General features: G+C 52.3%; 12 protein-coding genes and 1 pseudogene. 1 reads left to right on the forward strand and 12 read right to left on the reverse strand.

Translation table 11 applies throughout. The features are described 5' to 3' along the window. From SK34_RS07535 to SK34_RS07595, 12 genes and pseudogenes are all read right to left on the reverse strand, one after another. Positions 1-351 (reverse strand): annotated as a pseudogene (locus SK34_RS07535) (bacteriophage T4 gp5 trimerisation domain-containing protein); the annotation flags it as partial. 587 nt (positions 352-938) lie between these two features. Next, positions 939-1,457, reverse strand: coding sequence for a hypothetical protein (locus SK34_RS07545; protein ID WP_044715551.1), 519 nt, complete (start codon positions 1,455-1,457; stop codon positions 939-941). Continuing rightward, positions 1,457-3,097, reverse strand: a complete 1,641-nt coding sequence (locus SK34_RS07550) for a LysM peptidoglycan-binding domain-containing protein (RefSeq protein WP_053064278.1) — start codon at positions 3,095-3,097, stop codon at positions 1,457-1,459. The genes SK34_RS07545 and SK34_RS07550 overlap by 1 nt, the downstream gene beginning before the upstream one ends. 2 nt (positions 3,098-3,099) lie before the next feature. Continuing rightward, complete coding sequence (locus SK34_RS07555) at positions 3,100-5,409, reverse strand: type VI secretion system Vgr family protein (RefSeq protein WP_048232755.1); 2,310 nt, start codon at positions 5,407-5,409, stop codon at positions 3,100-3,102. A gap of 147 nt (positions 5,410-5,556) precedes the next feature. Continuing rightward, positions 5,557-6,300, reverse strand: a complete 744-nt coding sequence (locus SK34_RS07560) for an SDR family oxidoreductase (protein WP_032937431.1) — start codon at positions 6,298-6,300, stop codon at positions 5,557-5,559. A 61-nt stretch (positions 6,301-6,361) separates the two neighbouring features. Further along, on the reverse strand, positions 6,362-9,235 hold the full coding sequence (gene gcvP / locus SK34_RS07565; protein WP_044700806.1) for an aminomethyl-transferring glycine dehydrogenase: 2,874 nt from the start codon (positions 9,233-9,235) through the stop codon (positions 6,362-6,364). A gap of 131 nt (positions 9,236-9,366) precedes the next feature. After that, positions 9,367-9,756: a glycine cleavage system protein GcvH gene (gene gcvH / locus SK34_RS07570; RefSeq protein WP_003838257.1), complete on the reverse strand. Its 390-nt coding sequence runs from the start codon at positions 9,754-9,756 to the stop codon at positions 9,367-9,369. Between the two features lie 25 nt (positions 9,757-9,781). After that, positions 9,782-10,876: a glycine cleavage system aminomethyltransferase GcvT gene (gcvT, locus tag SK34_RS07575; protein ID WP_003026967.1), complete on the reverse strand. Its 1,095-nt coding sequence runs from the start codon at positions 10,874-10,876 to the stop codon at positions 9,782-9,784. Between the two features lie 452 nt (positions 10,877-11,328). Then, entirely contained in the window at positions 11,329-12,531 is a 1,203-nt protein-coding gene (gene ubiI / locus SK34_RS07580) for an FAD-dependent 2-octaprenylphenol hydroxylase (RefSeq protein ID WP_048217184.1), read from the reverse strand. A 139-nt stretch (positions 12,532-12,670) separates the two neighbouring features. Further along, the gene (gene ubiH, locus SK34_RS07585) at positions 12,671-13,849 is read right to left on the reverse strand and encodes a 2-octaprenyl-6-methoxyphenyl hydroxylase (RefSeq protein WP_048232758.1); all 1,179 of its coding nucleotides are present in this window, start codon (positions 13,847-13,849) and stop codon (positions 12,671-12,673) included. Further along, positions 13,846-15,171, reverse strand: a complete 1,326-nt coding sequence (pepP, locus tag SK34_RS07590) for a Xaa-Pro aminopeptidase (protein ID WP_048232760.1) — start codon at positions 15,169-15,171, stop codon at positions 13,846-13,848. The genes ubiH and pepP overlap by 4 nt, the downstream gene beginning before the upstream one ends. Before the next feature lie 24 nt (positions 15,172-15,195). Next, on the reverse strand, positions 15,196-15,774 hold the full coding sequence (locus SK34_RS07595; RefSeq protein ID WP_003026978.1) for a YecA/YgfB family protein: 579 nt from the start codon (positions 15,772-15,774) through the stop codon (positions 15,196-15,198). A 167-nt stretch (positions 15,775-15,941) separates the two neighbouring features. On the opposite strand from SK34_RS07595, the gene zapA reads away from it, so the two are divergent. Beyond that, positions 15,942-16,271 carry a cell division protein ZapA gene (gene zapA, locus SK34_RS07600; RefSeq protein WP_003026980.1) on the forward strand — a complete coding sequence of 110 codons (330 nt, stop codon included), beginning with the start codon at positions 15,942-15,944 and terminating at the stop codon, positions 16,269-16,271. The last annotated feature ends 25 nt before the right edge of the window (positions 16,272-16,296 follow it).

Genomic DNA, 16,296 nt, shown 5'->3' on the forward strand with positions numbered 1-16,296 from the left:
GCTCTGGTTATTACCGATGGTCTCCGTATGGTCCACCTTCACATCAGTGGTTCGGTGGTTCAGCACCTCCGTATCCATGTTCTTTTGTGCGTGGATATAGACCTGCTCATTGCCCGTCGCATCATCGAATTTCAGTTCGTTAAATCCGCCACCTTTGTAGGTCTTCGAGCGGATGGTCATCTGCGTTTTCGTGCCCGGCAGGCTGCCCGGCGAGCGGTTATCCTGGTGGTAGGTGCGGCCCATAATAATGGGCTGGTCAGGGTCGCCGTTCAGGAAATCGACAATCACTTCCTGACCCACGCGCGGAATGGCGAGGTTGCCGAATCCGGCACCGGCCCACGCCTGTGACACTTACTCATTTTTCTATCTCTTGAATTTTATTCATAATCGATTCTAATCCGTAAGTCTTTACTTTTTGGGAGTTGACTAGTTTTGGGCAAAAATATGTACCCACATTAATATTGTTATCTATATAATCCATTGGCCACTTTCTGTGAGCTTTCATATACCCTCCATTTTGGTGGGCTTTTGAAATGGCTGATTCCTCTCCCACTTGTGCTATTAGCAATTCTTTTGCACCACCTTCAGTAATTTTATTGTTAATAAAACGTTTTGCATCGCTTAGGCCAAGATGATGAGTTAAGTATATAAGCTTAGCTTTTTCAGCATCATTAAGTTCGTCAATCTTATATCCTGCCTTTTTCAGCGATGCTAAATTTTCAACCCCATAATCGACTGCCGCTATAATGGCGTATTCAGGTTTAAAAACGCAGATTTAACCATTGCTGTATATCTGCCGTTGCGTGACGAGGATACGGCGTTATTCCCGTGATATATCTTAATTCATCAAGATTTTTCCACTTACCGGTAGAAATCTAAACATGTGCGATATCCATTGAATCCGTCACCTCAATTTAATAACAGCGATAATCTTACCTTTATTTAACAATACGCTCAACATGTCCATTCATATATTTGAACTTAGATTCATCTTCAAACACAATGATTGCATTTGCTTTTCCCCATGAAACCCAGTCGATAACCGAATTGCCTGAATCCGGAGTGAATCCATTGGATATAACAGGTTTGTCGCCTGAAAAATCGAGAACTACACTGATACTGCAAAAACCCTGATAATCTATTCTATCAAGGCAACGCTCGTTTAAAGTATATGTAATAACTGTCTTAGTGGTAAAGTATTTGTTATTCTTAAAAAAACCCATATCATCATCAAGCATATCATCATCCATGAATGACATGTAATCGGTTTTTGCCTTGTATATATTCACTCCATTAAGGGTAAGGTAAGAGTAATCATCACCAGAGGTGGATCTCGTTATCTGATCGAGAATACCAAACTTAGTATAATAACAAAATGACGAATTAGAATTGCAATCAGCCATGCTTGTAGATGAGAATATTAGTAAGGACAAGATGGGAGCAAAATACTTGGTCATTATATTTCCTTATTGATCTTTTTAATTATATCTATTAGATCGATATCTTCAGGGTTGTTTATGGTTGTTTTCTCATGGCAAAAATAATCACTTAATTTAATGTTTCCATCTATATAATTCATCAGCCACTTTCTGTGTGCTTTCACATACCCTGCTGTTTTGGACCTTGCCTTGGCTGACTCATCTCCCACTTGTGCAGTTAGTAAAATTTTTGCACTACCTTCAGTAATTTCATTCTTAATAAAACGTTTTGCATCACTTAGACCAAGATGATGAGTTAAGTATATGATTTTAGCTTTTTCAGCATCATTAAGTCCGTCAATCTTATATCCCGATTTTTTCAGCGATGCTAAATTTTCGACGCCGTAATCGACTGCTGCCATAATGGCATATTCAGGTTTAAAACGAAGATTTAACCATTGCTGTACATCTGCCGTTGCGTGACGAGGATATGGTGTTATTCCCGTGATATATCTGCCATTTTTTAATTCCTCAAGGTTTTTCCACTTATCTGTAGAAACCTGAAGTTTTTTTTCATACACCACCTCACCTTTTTTGTCTTTTACTGTCTCTCCTTTTTTATTGAGTAAGGGCATGTCTGCAACCAACCCTTGTTTAATCGCTTTTTCAAAAAGATATGTCCCTTCCCTTAACGTCTCCGTTACCCATGTTCCATTTAAAAATTGTGTCATACCCGCCGCTGAGCTTTTATATACTGTGTTTTGCTTTGTCGACTTTTCTGAATCCTTACACACTGAGGTTGGTTTCCAGACTCCACCACGATATTTAGCCGCTTCAGCATGAATAACTGCCGCAATGCTCTGGGGTATAATGCCACTCCGCTCAGATGCACGAATAATATCATTCCAGTAAATAACATTCTTACCTAGCATAAGATCATAATTGTTAGGGCAGGTATGGTTTATATGAACTCTGGGTTTGCCTTCAGAATCTCTTCCAACGTTGATTTTATTAATTTCATCAATTTTACTATCAGCATTACCTGCCGGGCCAGTTATTGTTGTGCTTTTTCCTTTAACTCTCACTTTTGGACTTGAGAGAATGGCATTTAATTTACCTTCCTGAGATATGAACCTGGCAATTTCCTTTATCTTCCCCATACCACTGGAGACAGTTATTTTAATTTCAGATTCGACTTGTACTGCAAAATCATCAATATATCCCAGGCCATCGGTTATGAACTCGAAAAACTCACCCTGCGTCGATGTTACTTTAACCTTCAATCCGGAAAGAGGTTTCTCTATTAGATCTTCAAAAGATAATGATAACAGACACTGATTATCATCTTTTTTTTCCGCGGTGTCGGTCAGTGTGTAATGTCGCGGCGGAAGATTTATTACCTGTCCGGGGTAAATCAACCCTGGATTTTTGATGTTATTATATTTAGCAAGCTCCTCAACGGAGCAGTTATACTCATTTGCAATTTGTCCGAGCGTATCTCCTTTAAGAACAACCACGCTATGCTGATCCGGTGACAACGACCAAATATCATCTAACGGTACAGGCTTATCCTCCTGATCAAGATAACATTTCCAGTCAGCAGACCATCCAAACAGACCATCATACTTTGTCGGTTTATCCTGTGGTTCATCAAAAAATGGAGTGGGTTTGCTAGTCACTTTTATTCCTCTTCAGCAAACGGTCTAAATACAAGTTCTTTACTTTGTATGCCATTAATCCCTTTTATGGACCCAAACATATGGTTTAATTCAGGCTCAGATGTTGGCTGTTCTGATTCGTTTTCCCCACTTGAATCCTTTGATCCCTCTTTACCTTCATATCCAGATGAGGATGGAGAATCACCATTCTCATCCGTCAGCGCCTTCAATACCTCCGGTTTCAGTGTCCCCACGGCCGTGCCTGGACTCCCGCCGCTGTTGAGGTTGATTTTCGGCCCCATAATGTCCACGCCGCCCGGGTGAATGACCACAAACGAACCGCCCACCTTCAGGCTTATCCGGCTGCTGCTTTCCAGCACAATATCGTCCTGTACCTTGAGCCCCAGCGCGCCGCTTATCTTCTGCGCCAGGTCTCCCTTCACCTCCAGGCTCTTCATCCCTTTCACCAGGCTGATATGGTCGCCGGTGGTGGTCTGCTCCTGTTTTCCCTTCACCGACATCTTCCGGTCATTGCCCACAACCAGCGTCTCGTCATTCCCCACCTGCTCACGCCGGTCGTGCATCACTTCTGTCTTCCGGTCGTTCTTTACCGTCACCGTGTCATCATGACCCACCGCCACCTGACGGTCATTCCCCGTCGTGTTGCGCTGGTCATGCGCGACCGTGACTGTCCGGTCGTGTCCGGATGCGTTTTCTTTCCCTACGGTCACCGTCTGGCCCAGTCCCACAGTGATGCTCTGGTTATTGCCGATGGTCTCCGTATGGTCCACCTTCACATCAGTGGTTCGGTTGTTCAGCACCTCCGTATCCATGTTCTTCTGCGCATGGATATAGACCTGCTCATTGCCCGTCGCATCATCGAATTTCAGTTCGTTAAATCCGCCACCTTTGTAGGTCTTCGAGCGGATGGTCATCTGCGTTTTCGTGCCCGGCAGGCTGCCCGGCGAGCAGTTATCCTGGTGGTAGGTGCGGCCCATAATAATGGGCTGGTCCGGGTCGCCGTTCAGGAAATCCACTATCACTTCCTGACCCACACGCGGAATGGCGAGGTTGCCGAATCCGGCACCGGCCCACGCCTGTGACACCCGCACCCAGCAGGAGCTGTCTTCGTTTCCCGGGCAGTAGCGGTCCCAGTGGAAACGCACCCGCACCCGGCCATGCTCGTCGCAGAAGATTTCCTCGCCGGCAGGACCGGTGACAATGGCGCTCTGCGGGCCGTCCACGGCGGGTTTGGGCCGCGGGGAGGCACGCCATGTCCGGTCGGCCGGGATGACGTCCAGGTGGTTACTGAGTGTGGTGCCTTCGCCGGAGCTGCCGTGCTGCGCCTGTGGCTGCTTTCCTTCCAGTACAGAGCCGGTGACCTGCCATTCGCGGTTCAGCGTCTCTGACGGGTGACCGGTCAGGGTAAAACGTTTGCCGGGCCACAGTTTCGGGGAGTTGCTCACGCAGGCTGCCGTTTCAGCATCCTGCCGGTGGCCCTCCGCCTGGTAGCGGGCAAAGTCCTGACCATGCTGTACGTCTTTGAAGCGTCCCGGATAATCAAAGATTTCATACTGGGTGCGCTGGCCGTTGAGGTTTTTGGCATGGTGGCTGAAGTAACCGGGCCATCCGGGGGTTTTGAAGGTGTAATCCTGGTTTTCAACTGAGGAAGGGCGAATCTGCGCCCGGTAGCGGAACGCACTGATGCATGCGGTGGTGGCTTCCCGGGTGTTCGGGTTAAAGGGCATGTCGCCGAATGTGGAGACCCCGGCGACGTCATCGCAGAGCACCAGTTTCTGGTCGGGACCGGTCGGGAGGAACCAGTCAAAGAAGAAAATACCCTCTTCGGCCCACAGGCGGCTCAGAAAATTGAGGTCAGTTTCGCCGTACTGCACGCAGAATTCGCGGGCGGGATGGGGCTCATAAAAGGAAGGCACCCAGTCAGTGACGTCGTTTTCAGCAAGCAGGGTGGCGGAAATAGTCTGGATATCCTGCTGCTGAAAGATGCGGAAGTTCTGGCGCAGTCCGGCCCGCCAGAGCGGGGGCGAAACAGTCAGCTGGTAATTCATCTGCCAGTGGTTGTTCTCCCTGAGCTCCACGCCGGTGATGATGCCGTGAAGATAACGCAGTGCAACAGCCCCCTGCCAGACAGTGAGGGTGGCGTTTTTCTCGAGAAAATCTGTGGCGGTGAGGTCAGGCAGGCCGCTGGCGATATCGACACTGAGTGTAAAGGGGGTGGAGAGATTCTGGTGCAGGGTGAAGCTGACGACGGCGGTGCTCATCGCCAGTAACCCGTCCACTTCCAGCGTAAAGCGCAGTCCCTGCTGTGACATGAGTTTCTCTCCATGATATATCATCCGAAAGTCACCATACGCCAGTAAAGTCAGCACAGGTAGAACTGAAGGGGGGGTTGAATGAGATTCAGAAAACGTTTAGGTAGCGCGGAATCGTAGAGTTCCCTCTATTTCAGAAGCGGCACATTACTTCCCGCCCGCCAGTTCCAGAAAACTGCCCGTTACGTAAGATGCCTTCTCGCTCAACAGCCAGGTAATTGCCTGCGCGACTTCTTCCGGCTGCCCGCCACGCTGCATAGGCAACAGTGATTTCACGCGATCGACTCTTCCCGGCTCGCCGCCTGATGCGTGCATTTCAGTGTAGATAAGACCTGGTCGCACGCAGTTTACGCGGATCCCTTGCGCCGCAACCTCCAGCGCCAGGCCGGTGGTGAGCGTGTCCACAGCGCCTTTCGAGGCCGCGTAATCAACATATTCGAATGGCGCACCAAGCCGCGATGCCGCCGAAGAGACATTTACAATCGATCCACCCTGACCGCCGTGCTTGAACGACATGCGCTTTACCGCTTCCCGACAGCACAGAAAATAGCCGGTAACGTTGGTTGCCAGTACGCGATTAATTCGTTCGGCGGTTAAGTTTTCGACCGTGCTTTGCTCAAACAAGATCCCGGCATTATTCACCAGGGCAGTCAGTTGCTCGCCTTCACGGTCAATAGACTCAAACATTGCCACCACCTGGCTTTCATCACTGATATCCGCACGCAAAGCAAATGCTTTACCGCCTGCAGCGACGATGTTGTTCACCACCTCGGTTGCCGCACGAATATTGTGATGAAAATTCACGGCGACCGTGTAACCCTCTTGCGCCAGTTGCAGCGCGGTTGCTCGACCAATGCCACGACTGCCGCCCGTCACCAATGCTATAGCCATAACGTTTCTCCCAAAAAATAAAGGCGCCGAAGCGCCTTTAAAAGATAGTTGAATCAGCAGATTACTGATATTCGCTCATCGGTACGCAGGAGCAGAACAGGTTACGGTCACCGTAAACGTCATCAAGGCGTTTCACGGTTGGCCAGTATTTGTTCGCCACACCCGCCGGGAAGACGGCGATTTCGCGGCTGTAACCGTGATTCCACTCCGCGACCAGCTCGTTTTGCGTGTGCGGTGAGTTAACCAGCGGGTTATCTTCCAGTGACCATTCACCGGCTTTCACGCGATCGATCTCAGCGCGGATTGCCAGCATCGCATTGATAAAGCGATCCAATTCCACTTTGCTTTCAGATTCAGTCGGTTCAACCATCAGGGTACCCGCGACCGGGAATGACATAGTCGGCGCATGGAAACCGTAATCGATTAGGCGCTTGGCAATATCCAGTTCGCTGATGCCGGTCTCTTCTTTCAGTGGGCGAATGTCGAGAATACATTCATGCGCCACGCGACCATCGCGACCGGTATACAATACCGGATAAGCATCTTTCAGACGGCTGGCAATGTAGTTAGCGTTAAGAATCGCCACCTGGCTTGCCTGCTTCAGACCTTCTGCGCCCATCATACGGATGTACATCCAGCTGATTGGCAGAATGGATGCGCTACCGAACGGCGCCGCAGAAACTGCGCCCTGACGGGTCAGCATCCCTTCAATCTGCACTACGCTGTGGCCCGGTACAAACGGCGCCAGATGTGATTTCACGCCGATCGGTCCCATACCTGGGCCGCCGCCGCCGTGCGGAATGCAGAATGTTTTATGCAGGTTGAGGTGCGAGACATCTGCGCCAATAAAGCCCGGCGTGGTGATCCCAACCTGAGCGTTCATGTTCGCGCCATCAAGGTAAACCTGGCCGCCGAACTGGTGCACAACGTCGCACACTTCACGGATCGTTTCTTCATAAACGCCGTGGGTGGATGGATAAGTCACCATGATGCAAGAAAGGTTGTCGGCATGTTGTTCTGCTTTTGCTCGCAGATCGTCCAGGTCGATGTTGCCGTTCTTATCACAGGCGACAACCACTACCTGCATACCCGCCATCTGTGCAGACGCCGGGTTGGTACCGTGGGCAGAAGCCGGGATCAAGCAGATATCGCGATGACCTTCGTTACGGCTTTCGTGATAATGACGAATCGCCAGCAGACCCGCATACTCGCCCTGCGCGCCGGAGTTCGGCTGCATGCAGACGGCATCATAACCGGTCAGTTTTACCAGCCACTCGGAAAGCTGGCCGATCATCTGGTGATAACCTTCAGCCTGCTCTGGCGGGCAGAACGGATGCAGCTCAGCGAATTCAGGCCAGGTGATAGGGATCATCTCGGCAGCGGCGTTGAGCTTCATAGTGCAGGAACCCAGCGGGATCATTGCCTGATTCAGCGCCAGATCTTTACGCTCCAGTGAGTGCATGTAGCGCATCATCTCGGTTTCGCTGTGATAGCGGTTGAACACCGGATGGCTGAGGATCACATCGTCACGCAGCATGCTTTCCTGAATAGAACGGCTGTCGAGCGCCACGTCTTTATCCAGCGTATCGATGTTCAGAGCGTGACTGTCGTCCAGCAGTACATTGAACAACTGCACCACGTTTTCACGGGTGGTGGTTTCATCGAGCGTAATACCTACCGCGTTATGGATATCGCTACGCAGGTTGATTTCTGCCGCTTCGGCACGCGCCAGCACTGCGGCCTTATCGGCTACTTCAACGCACAGAGTGTCGAAGTAATGCGCATGACGCAGCTTCAATCCTTTCTGTTGCAGACCGGCTGCCAGGATATCAGTCAGGCGGTGGATGCGATTAGCAATGCGTTTCAGGCCAACCGGACCATGATAAACGGCATACAGGCTGGCGATGTTGGCCAGCAGGACCTGCGAGGTACAAATGTTGGAGTTCGCTTTCTCGCGGCGGATATGCTGCTCACGAGTCTGCATCGCCATGCGCAGTGCGGTATTGCCCACCGCATCTTTGGAGACGCCGATAATACGGCCTGGCATGGAGCGTTTGAATTCGTCTTTCGCGGCGAAGAATGCCGCGTGTGGGCCACCGTAACCCATCGGTACGCCGAAGCGTTGTGCAGAACCGAAAACGATATCCGCACCCTGTTTGCCCGGAGCAGTCAGCAGTACCAGCGCCATAAAGTCGGCAGCGACACTGACCACAACTTTACGGGATTTCAGCTCGGTAATCAGTTTGCTGTAGTCATGCACTTCACCGGTGGTGCCAACCTGCTGCAACAGCACGCCAAACACATCCTGGTGATCCAGTGCTTTCGCCGCGTCATCAACAATGACGTCAAAACCAAAGGTTTGTGCACGAGTACGCACAACATCCAGCGTTTGCGGATGAACATCAGCGGCCACAAAGAAGCGGTTGGCGTTTTTCAGTTTACTGACGCGTTTTGCCATCGCCATCGCTTCAGCCGCCGCGGTGGCTTCATCCAGCAGAGAGGCGGAGGCCATGTCCAGACCGGTCAGATCCAGCGTCACCTGCTGGAAGTTGAGCAGCGCTTCCAGGCGCCCCTGAGAAACTTCTGGCTGATACGGCGTATACGCAGTGTACCAGCCCGGGTTTTCCAGCATGTTGCGCAGGATAACCGGTGGCAACTGCACGGCGGTGTAGCCCATGCCAATGTAGGACGTGAAGCGCTTGTTACGCCCAGCGATGGCTTTTAATTCAGCCAGCGCAGCGTATTCGGTCGCCGCCTCGCCGACCTGCGGCGGGGTTGCGAGCTGAATGTCTTTCGGCACAATCTGGCCGATCAGCGCGTTTAACGACTCGGCGCCAACCGCATTCAGCATCTCTTGCTGCTGCGCGGCGTCCGGTCCGATGTGGCGTTCAATGAAAGCGCCGCTGTTTTCAAGCTGGCTTAACGTCTGTGTCATGGGCGATGGTTCCTGAAACGTGCAGTGAATCGTGATTGTCTCTGTCTACGAGCCCGGCAGCGCTAGCGCTTACCGGGTCTACGCATGCTTTGTAGGCCGGATAAGCGCAGCGCCATCCGGCAAAAGCGTATTTACTCGTCTTCTAACAATGCTTCATATGCGGCCGCATCCAGCAGCGATTCAATTTCGCTTTCATCGCTGGCTTTGATTTTGAAAATCCAGCCGCCCGCATACGGCTCGCTGTTGACCAGTTCCGGGGAGTCGCTAAGCGCGTCGTTAACCGCCACAATCTCACCACCTACTGGCGCATAGATATCGGATGCCGCTTTTACGGACTCCGCAACGGCACAATCATCGCCCGCGCTGACGGTTGCGCCAACTTCTGGCAGGTCAACGAAAACCATGTCACCTAACAGCTCCTGAGCGTGTTCGGTGATACCAACGGTGTAAGAGCCGTCAGCTTCTTTGCGCAGCCATTCGTGTTCTTTGCTGTATTTCAGTTCTGCAGGTACGTTGCTCATCAATCAATCTCCAAAAAAGGATGAATTACGCGACGGCTTTGCCGTTACGCACAAAAACAGGTTTAGTCACTTTTACCGGCATTTCACGGTTACGGATCTGCACGATCGCAGTTTCGCCGATACCCGCAGGGACACGCGCCAACGCGATGCTGTAACCAAGAGTTGGGGAGAATGTCCCGCTGGTGATAATGCCTTCCTGCTGGTTGCCGGAAGCATCGGTGAAGCGCACCGGCAGTTCATTACGCAGCACGCCTTTCTCGGTCATCACAAGCCCGACCAGCTGTTCGTGGCCTTTTTCACGCTGCATTTCCAACGCTTCACGACCGATAAAGTCGCGGTCAGCCGGTTCCCATGCGATGGTCCAGCCCATGTTGGCCGCCAGCGGAGAAATGCCTTCGTCCATCTCCTGACCGTACAGGTTCATGCCCGCTTCCAGACGCAGCGTGTCACGTGCGCCGAGACCGCAGGGTTTGACACCAGCCTGTACCAGCGCACGCCAGAAATCTGCCGCTTTTTCATTCGGCATGGCAATTTCATAGCCCGCTTCGCCGGTATAACCGGTGGTTGCGATAAACAAGTCGCCCGCCTGAACGCCGAAGAACGGCTTCATGCCTGCTACCGCCTGACGCTGCTCGTCAGTAAACAACGTAGCTGCTTTTTCCTGTGCGTTTGGACCCTGTACCGCAATCAGCGACAGGTCGTCACGAACGGTGATGTCGATAGCGTATGGTTCAGCGTGTTGGGTAATCCAGGAGAGGTCTTTTTCGCGGGTGGCGGAGTTTACAACGAGGCGGAAGAAATCTTCAGTGAAGTAGTAGACAATCAGGTCATCTATCACGCCGCCCGAAGCGTTAAGCATACCGGAGTAGAGGGCTTTACCCGTCTTCGTTAGCTTTGCGACGTCGTTTGCCAGCAGATAACGCAAGAACTCCCGGGTGCGGCTACCGCGCAGGTCGACGATGGTCATATGCGACACATCAAACATTCCGGCATCGGTGCGAACAGCATGGTGTTCATCGAGCTGAGAACCGTAATGCAGTGGCATCATCCAGCCATGGAAATCGACCATGCGCGCGCCACATAGCGTGTGTTGTTCGTACAAAGGAGTCTGTTGAGCCATCTTTTCCTCGTTGAATAAGCGGGGCTATCAACTCTTTCGCGGTGAAATTATCGCCACGAAACCCAGCACCGCAGCCGCTCCAGGGGCTACGACGCAAACGTTCTCTTTGTCCTGAACTTACCACCGAAACAGACGCTAAACCATAAGTCAAAATTAACCATCACATTAGCTTATGGCGAAAAACAGCCAGATCGCCAACAGAATAAAACTCCATGTATGTAGTAAGAAACCAGAACAACAAACAAAGATAAGCGCAAACTTACAGCATCAATCCACATTAAATGTGGAAAAAATGTCAAAAATGGCGTTATGAAAAAAACGTTATATTAAAAAAACTAATGCGAAAAAAGGCGTGGAATTAGATTATTTCAAATGAGAGAAGCACCCCGGCGCGCAGGCCGGGAGAGGAAAGTGTGACGGGTCTCAAACTCTTAAGATTGTCCTTACGGACACTAACGTAACCACTCGGGAAGATCGTTCAGTCCCATCGCCTGACGGATGAGTTGTGGTTTTACGCCCGGGAGGGTATCGGCCAGTTTCAGCCCAATATCGCGTAGCAGTTTTTTCGCCGGATTCTCGCCTGCAAACAGTTCACGGAATCCCTGCATCCCTGCCAGCATCAGCGCTGCGCTGTGCTTACGGCTGCGCTCGTAGCGGCGTAAATAGAGATACTGCCCAATATCTTTACCCTGACGTTGTAGCCGCTTAAGTTCATCGATCAGCTCCGCCGCATCCATAAAGCCAAGGTTAACCCCCTGACCCGCCAGCGGGTGGATGGTATGCGCCGCATCCCCCACCAGCGCCAGACGATGGGCGGCGAACTGACGGGCATAACGTCCCGTCAGCGGAAACGCCTGACGTTCGCTTTCAAGGCTGCACAGCCCCAGACGATTATCAAAAGCGATATTCAGCGCCTGATTAAACTCGTCAACGCTTGCCTGCTGCATACGTTCTGCTTCCTGCGGCGAGAGCGACCAGACGATAGAACACAGGTGTGGATCGCTGAGCGGCAGGAATGCCAGGATCCCCTCGCCGTGAAACGCCTGACGCGCAACCGCACCGTGCGCTTCCTGCGTACGGATAGTCGCCACCAGCGCTTGATGACGATAATCCCAGAAGGTGAGCGGAATATCCGCTTTGTTGCGCAGCCAGGAGTTAGCACCATCAGCACCGACGACCAGGCGGGCCGTCAGCATTGCGCCATCTTTCAGGGTCAGAAATGCTTCGTTCTCACCCCAGGCCACCTGCTGTAATTCAGCGGGTGCCATCAGCGTAATATCCGCTGAACGCTGCGCCTTTTGCCACAGCGCATAATGAATCTCTGAGTTTTCGACAATGTGCCCCAAATGGCTGTAGCCCATGCTCTGGTCATCAAACGCAATACGTCCAAAGCTGTCTTTGTCCCAGACTTCCATGCCGTGGTAGCAGCAAGCGCGACGGGCAACAATGTCGGACCAGACACCAAGACGGGTAAGCAGTTTTTCGCTGGCGGCATTAATGGCCGAAACACGAAGCTGAGGAGGTGCATCCGCCGCCAACGGCTGCGGAACATGTTGTTCTAATACAGCAACGCGCAACCCGCTGCCCTGTAAGCCGCAGGCAACCGCCAGTCCTACCATGCCGCCACCAACAATTGCTACATCAACACTTTGCACTGTTTGCTCCTGAAAATAGGACAATCAAAAACCGTAGGCCGGATAAGGCAAAGCCGCCATCCGGCATCAATTCCGCGACATTGCCTGATGGCGCTGCGCTTATCAGGCCTACTTCTTTAATTCGGCCTACAGGTTATATTTAGCGCGCAACCCAGCCCAGGGTCCGCTCCGCCAGCGCATCGCGCGCAGGGGTGAATAATTCCATCGCCATCAGCCCGGCATTACGCCCAACAACCAGCGGGGCCCAGTGATTGGCAAACAAATACACTAAATTATTGGTCACACCAATCGTCGTATCACGATCGCTCTCGCGGCGCTGCTGATAGCGAGCCAGCACCGCATAATCACCCACATCTTCCGCGCCGTTTTCCGCCTGCATCAACGTCTCAGCCAGGCTCATTACGTCACGCAGGCCCAGGTTGAAACCTTGCCCGGCAATGGGATGCAGCGTCTGGGCGGCGTTCCCTACCAGCACGGTACGATGGGTAATCGCCTTCAGCGCTGTAGTTAACGAAAGCGGATAGGCGCTGCGTTTACCGGCCTGGGTAATACGTCCCAGTCGCCAGCCAAAAGCGGTTTGTAGTTCACGGCAAAACTGTTCGTCAGACCAAGCCATAATCTCATCACGCTGCTCCAGCGGATGGCACCACACCAACGAGCAGCGACCGTCAGACATCGGAAGCATTGCCAGCGGACCATATTGCGTGAAGCGTTCAAACGCTCGCCCGTCGTGCGGTACAGAGGTCGTAACGTTGGCAATTACCGCCAGTTGCTCATAAGGCTGTTGCAGCCAGTCAACACCGCAGGCGGTAGCCAGTGCGGAGCGCGTACCGTCGGCGGCCACCAGCAGGCGACCATCAATCATTTCGCCATTTTCCAGCGTAACTTCTACGCGCTCCTGCGTGCGCGACACGCTGGCTACGCGATCGGGGCAGTGCAATGTGACGCCCGGTGCTTTGCGCAGCAGCGCAAACAGACGCAGCCCGACGTCGTGCAGTTCTACCACCTGGCCCAGAGCCGGAATACGGTATTCCTGCGCATCCAGCGTCACAAATCCGGCATGACCGCGATCGCTGACGTGAACCGTTTTAATTGCCGTTGCGCAATCGGCAATCGCCTGCCATACGCCAATTCGCGCCAGTTGTTGGCAGGTTCCTGCCGCCAGAGCGATCGCCCTGGCATCAAACCCGGGATGGCGGTCAGTTTCAGGTTCGCTCGCTTCTATCAGATGAACCGGCAGAGTCCCATGGCTGAGCTGAGAAATGGCCAACGCCAGCGTCGCGCCAACCATACCACCACCAACGATAATCACGCTCATTGCAGTCGCGCCGCAGCCATTAATGCTTCAATGTCATCCGCTTTCTTCACTACGCTGGCGGTCAGGTTTTCATTGCCGTCCTCGGTGATGAGGATGTCATCCTCAATACGAATGCCGATACCACGATAAGCCGGCGGTACATCGGCGTCCGGCGCGATATACAGTCCCGGCTCGACGGTGAGCACCATTCCCGGCTCAAGAATACGTGAGCGGTCCTGACCATAAACGCCGACGTCGTGCACATCCAGCCCAAGCCAGTGGCTTAGACCATGCATAAAGAATGGGCGATGTGCATTTTCGGTAATCAACTGATCGACATCACCGTGCAAAATACCGAGTTTCACCAGACCCGTAATCATGATGCGCACCACTTCGCCAGTGACTTCCTGAATGGACGTTCCGGGACGATACAGACGCAGGCTGGTCTCTAAGGATTCCAGCACGATATCGTAGATTTCACGCTGTGCTGGGGTAAATTTACCATTTACCGGAAAGGTACGCGTAATGTCGCCCGCATAGCCTTTGTATTCACAGCCAGCGTCGATCAGCACCAAATCGCCATCGCGCATTTCACTTTCATTTTCGGTGTAATGCAGGATACAGCCGTTTTCACCGCTGCCGACAATCGTGTTATAGGACGGATAACGCGCACCATGGCGGGTAAATTCGTGGTGAACCTCCCCTTCTAACTGGTATTCAAACATTCCCGGACGGCATTTTTCCATCGCACGGGTATGCGCCAGCGCGGTGATTTCTCCGGCACGACGCATGACCGCAATCTCTTCCGGTGATTTGAACAGGCGCATCTCATGCACCATTGGACGCCAGTCGATAATCGCGGCAGGTGCGTGCAGATTTTGTCTGGAGCCTTTACGCAGTTTATCCAGCGCCGTGCACACAATCTCGTCGGCCCAGGCATATTCGCCCTGTGCGTGGTACACCGCGTCCAGGCCATTGAGCAACAGGTGCAGCTGTTGGTTGATTTCACTGAAGGCCAGCGCCCGGTCAACGCCAAGTTTTGCCGGGGCAGCATCCTGGCCCAGACGGCGACCAAACCAGATCTCCGCCGTCAGATCGCGAACCCGATTGAACAAAACGCTATGGTTATGAGTGTCATCGCTTTTAATCAGCACCAGCACGGCTTCAGGTTCGTTAAAACCGGTGAAGTACCAGAAATCACTGCTTTGGCGGTACGGGTATTCACTGTCCGCGCTGCGCGTCGCTTCAGGCGCGGCAAAAATCAGCGCGGCGCTGGCGGGCTGCATTTGTGCCAGTAAAGCCTGGCGACGACGCTGGAATTCTTGCTGAGATATCTCGCTCATCACACTCTCCTTTGCGTTTCGTTCTTAGTGCAGAGTCGGTTTACGGACTTCCGGCGCAGTCGGCTGCTGACGCGTAAACGTGTCATGACACAGCAAAGCGGCTACACGCACGTATTCGATGATCTCTTCGAGCGACATTTCCAGCTCTTCCTGATCTTCGTCTTCGTCATACCCTAACTGCGCGATATTGCGCAGGTCGTCAATCGCTTCCCCGGTTTCGCCGGTTACTTTGTCGAGCTTCGGCTGCGTGACGCCAAGGCCCAGCAAAAAGTGGTTTACCCATCCCGCCAGCGCATCGGCGCGATCGAACACGCTGACGTCATCCCCTTCAGGCAGATAAAGCTGAAAAAGGAAGCCGTCGTCTTCGAGGGCATCGCTGGTGGCAGAGTGCATTTTCAGCAGCGCCTGAGCCAGCTCGTGACCAAAGGCCAGACCTTCGTTCGTCAGGTCGTGCAACAGCGGCTGCCATGAACTGTCGTTGTTTCCACCGCAAATCATTCCGCTTATCAAGCCGTGCATTTCGGCCGGGGTTAATCCAGCCCCTTGTTGGTTCAAAAACTGGCTAACTTCGTTGTAACCAGGCATTTCGTTCTGTATAGACATAAGCATTCGTCATCAAAGGGAGGAATATTCATGGTATGCTACCACTTTGGACCCTGGTGGACCAGAAAAGGGCTTGTATCTTGATACCAGGGTAGCTATAGTGTCGCCCCTTCGCGGACCCACGGTCTGGAGACGAAGGCAGCGCAGTCAATCAGCAGGAAGGTGGCATGTCTGCACAACCCGTCGATATCCAAATATTTGGCCGTTCACTGCGAGTGAATTGCCCGCCTGAACAAAGGGATGCGTTGAATCAGGCTGCGGACGATCTCAATCAGCGATTGCAAGATCTGAAAGTTCGCACTAGAGTCACAAATACTGAGCAGTTGGTTTTCATCGCCGCGTTGAACATCAGCTATGAATTAACTCAGGAAAAAGCGAAGACGCGTGAGTACGCGGCGAGCATGGAACAACGTATTCGGATGCTACAACAGACCATCGAACAGGCGTTGCTTGATCAGGGTCGCATAACCGAAAAAACGGGCCAAAACTTTGAATAACACTTTTCGGTTTACTGTGGTAGAG

The organism is Citrobacter sp. MGH104, assembly GCF_001034485.1.
Classification (GTDB): Bacteria; Pseudomonadota; Gammaproteobacteria; order Enterobacterales; family Enterobacteriaceae; genus Citrobacter; species Citrobacter freundii.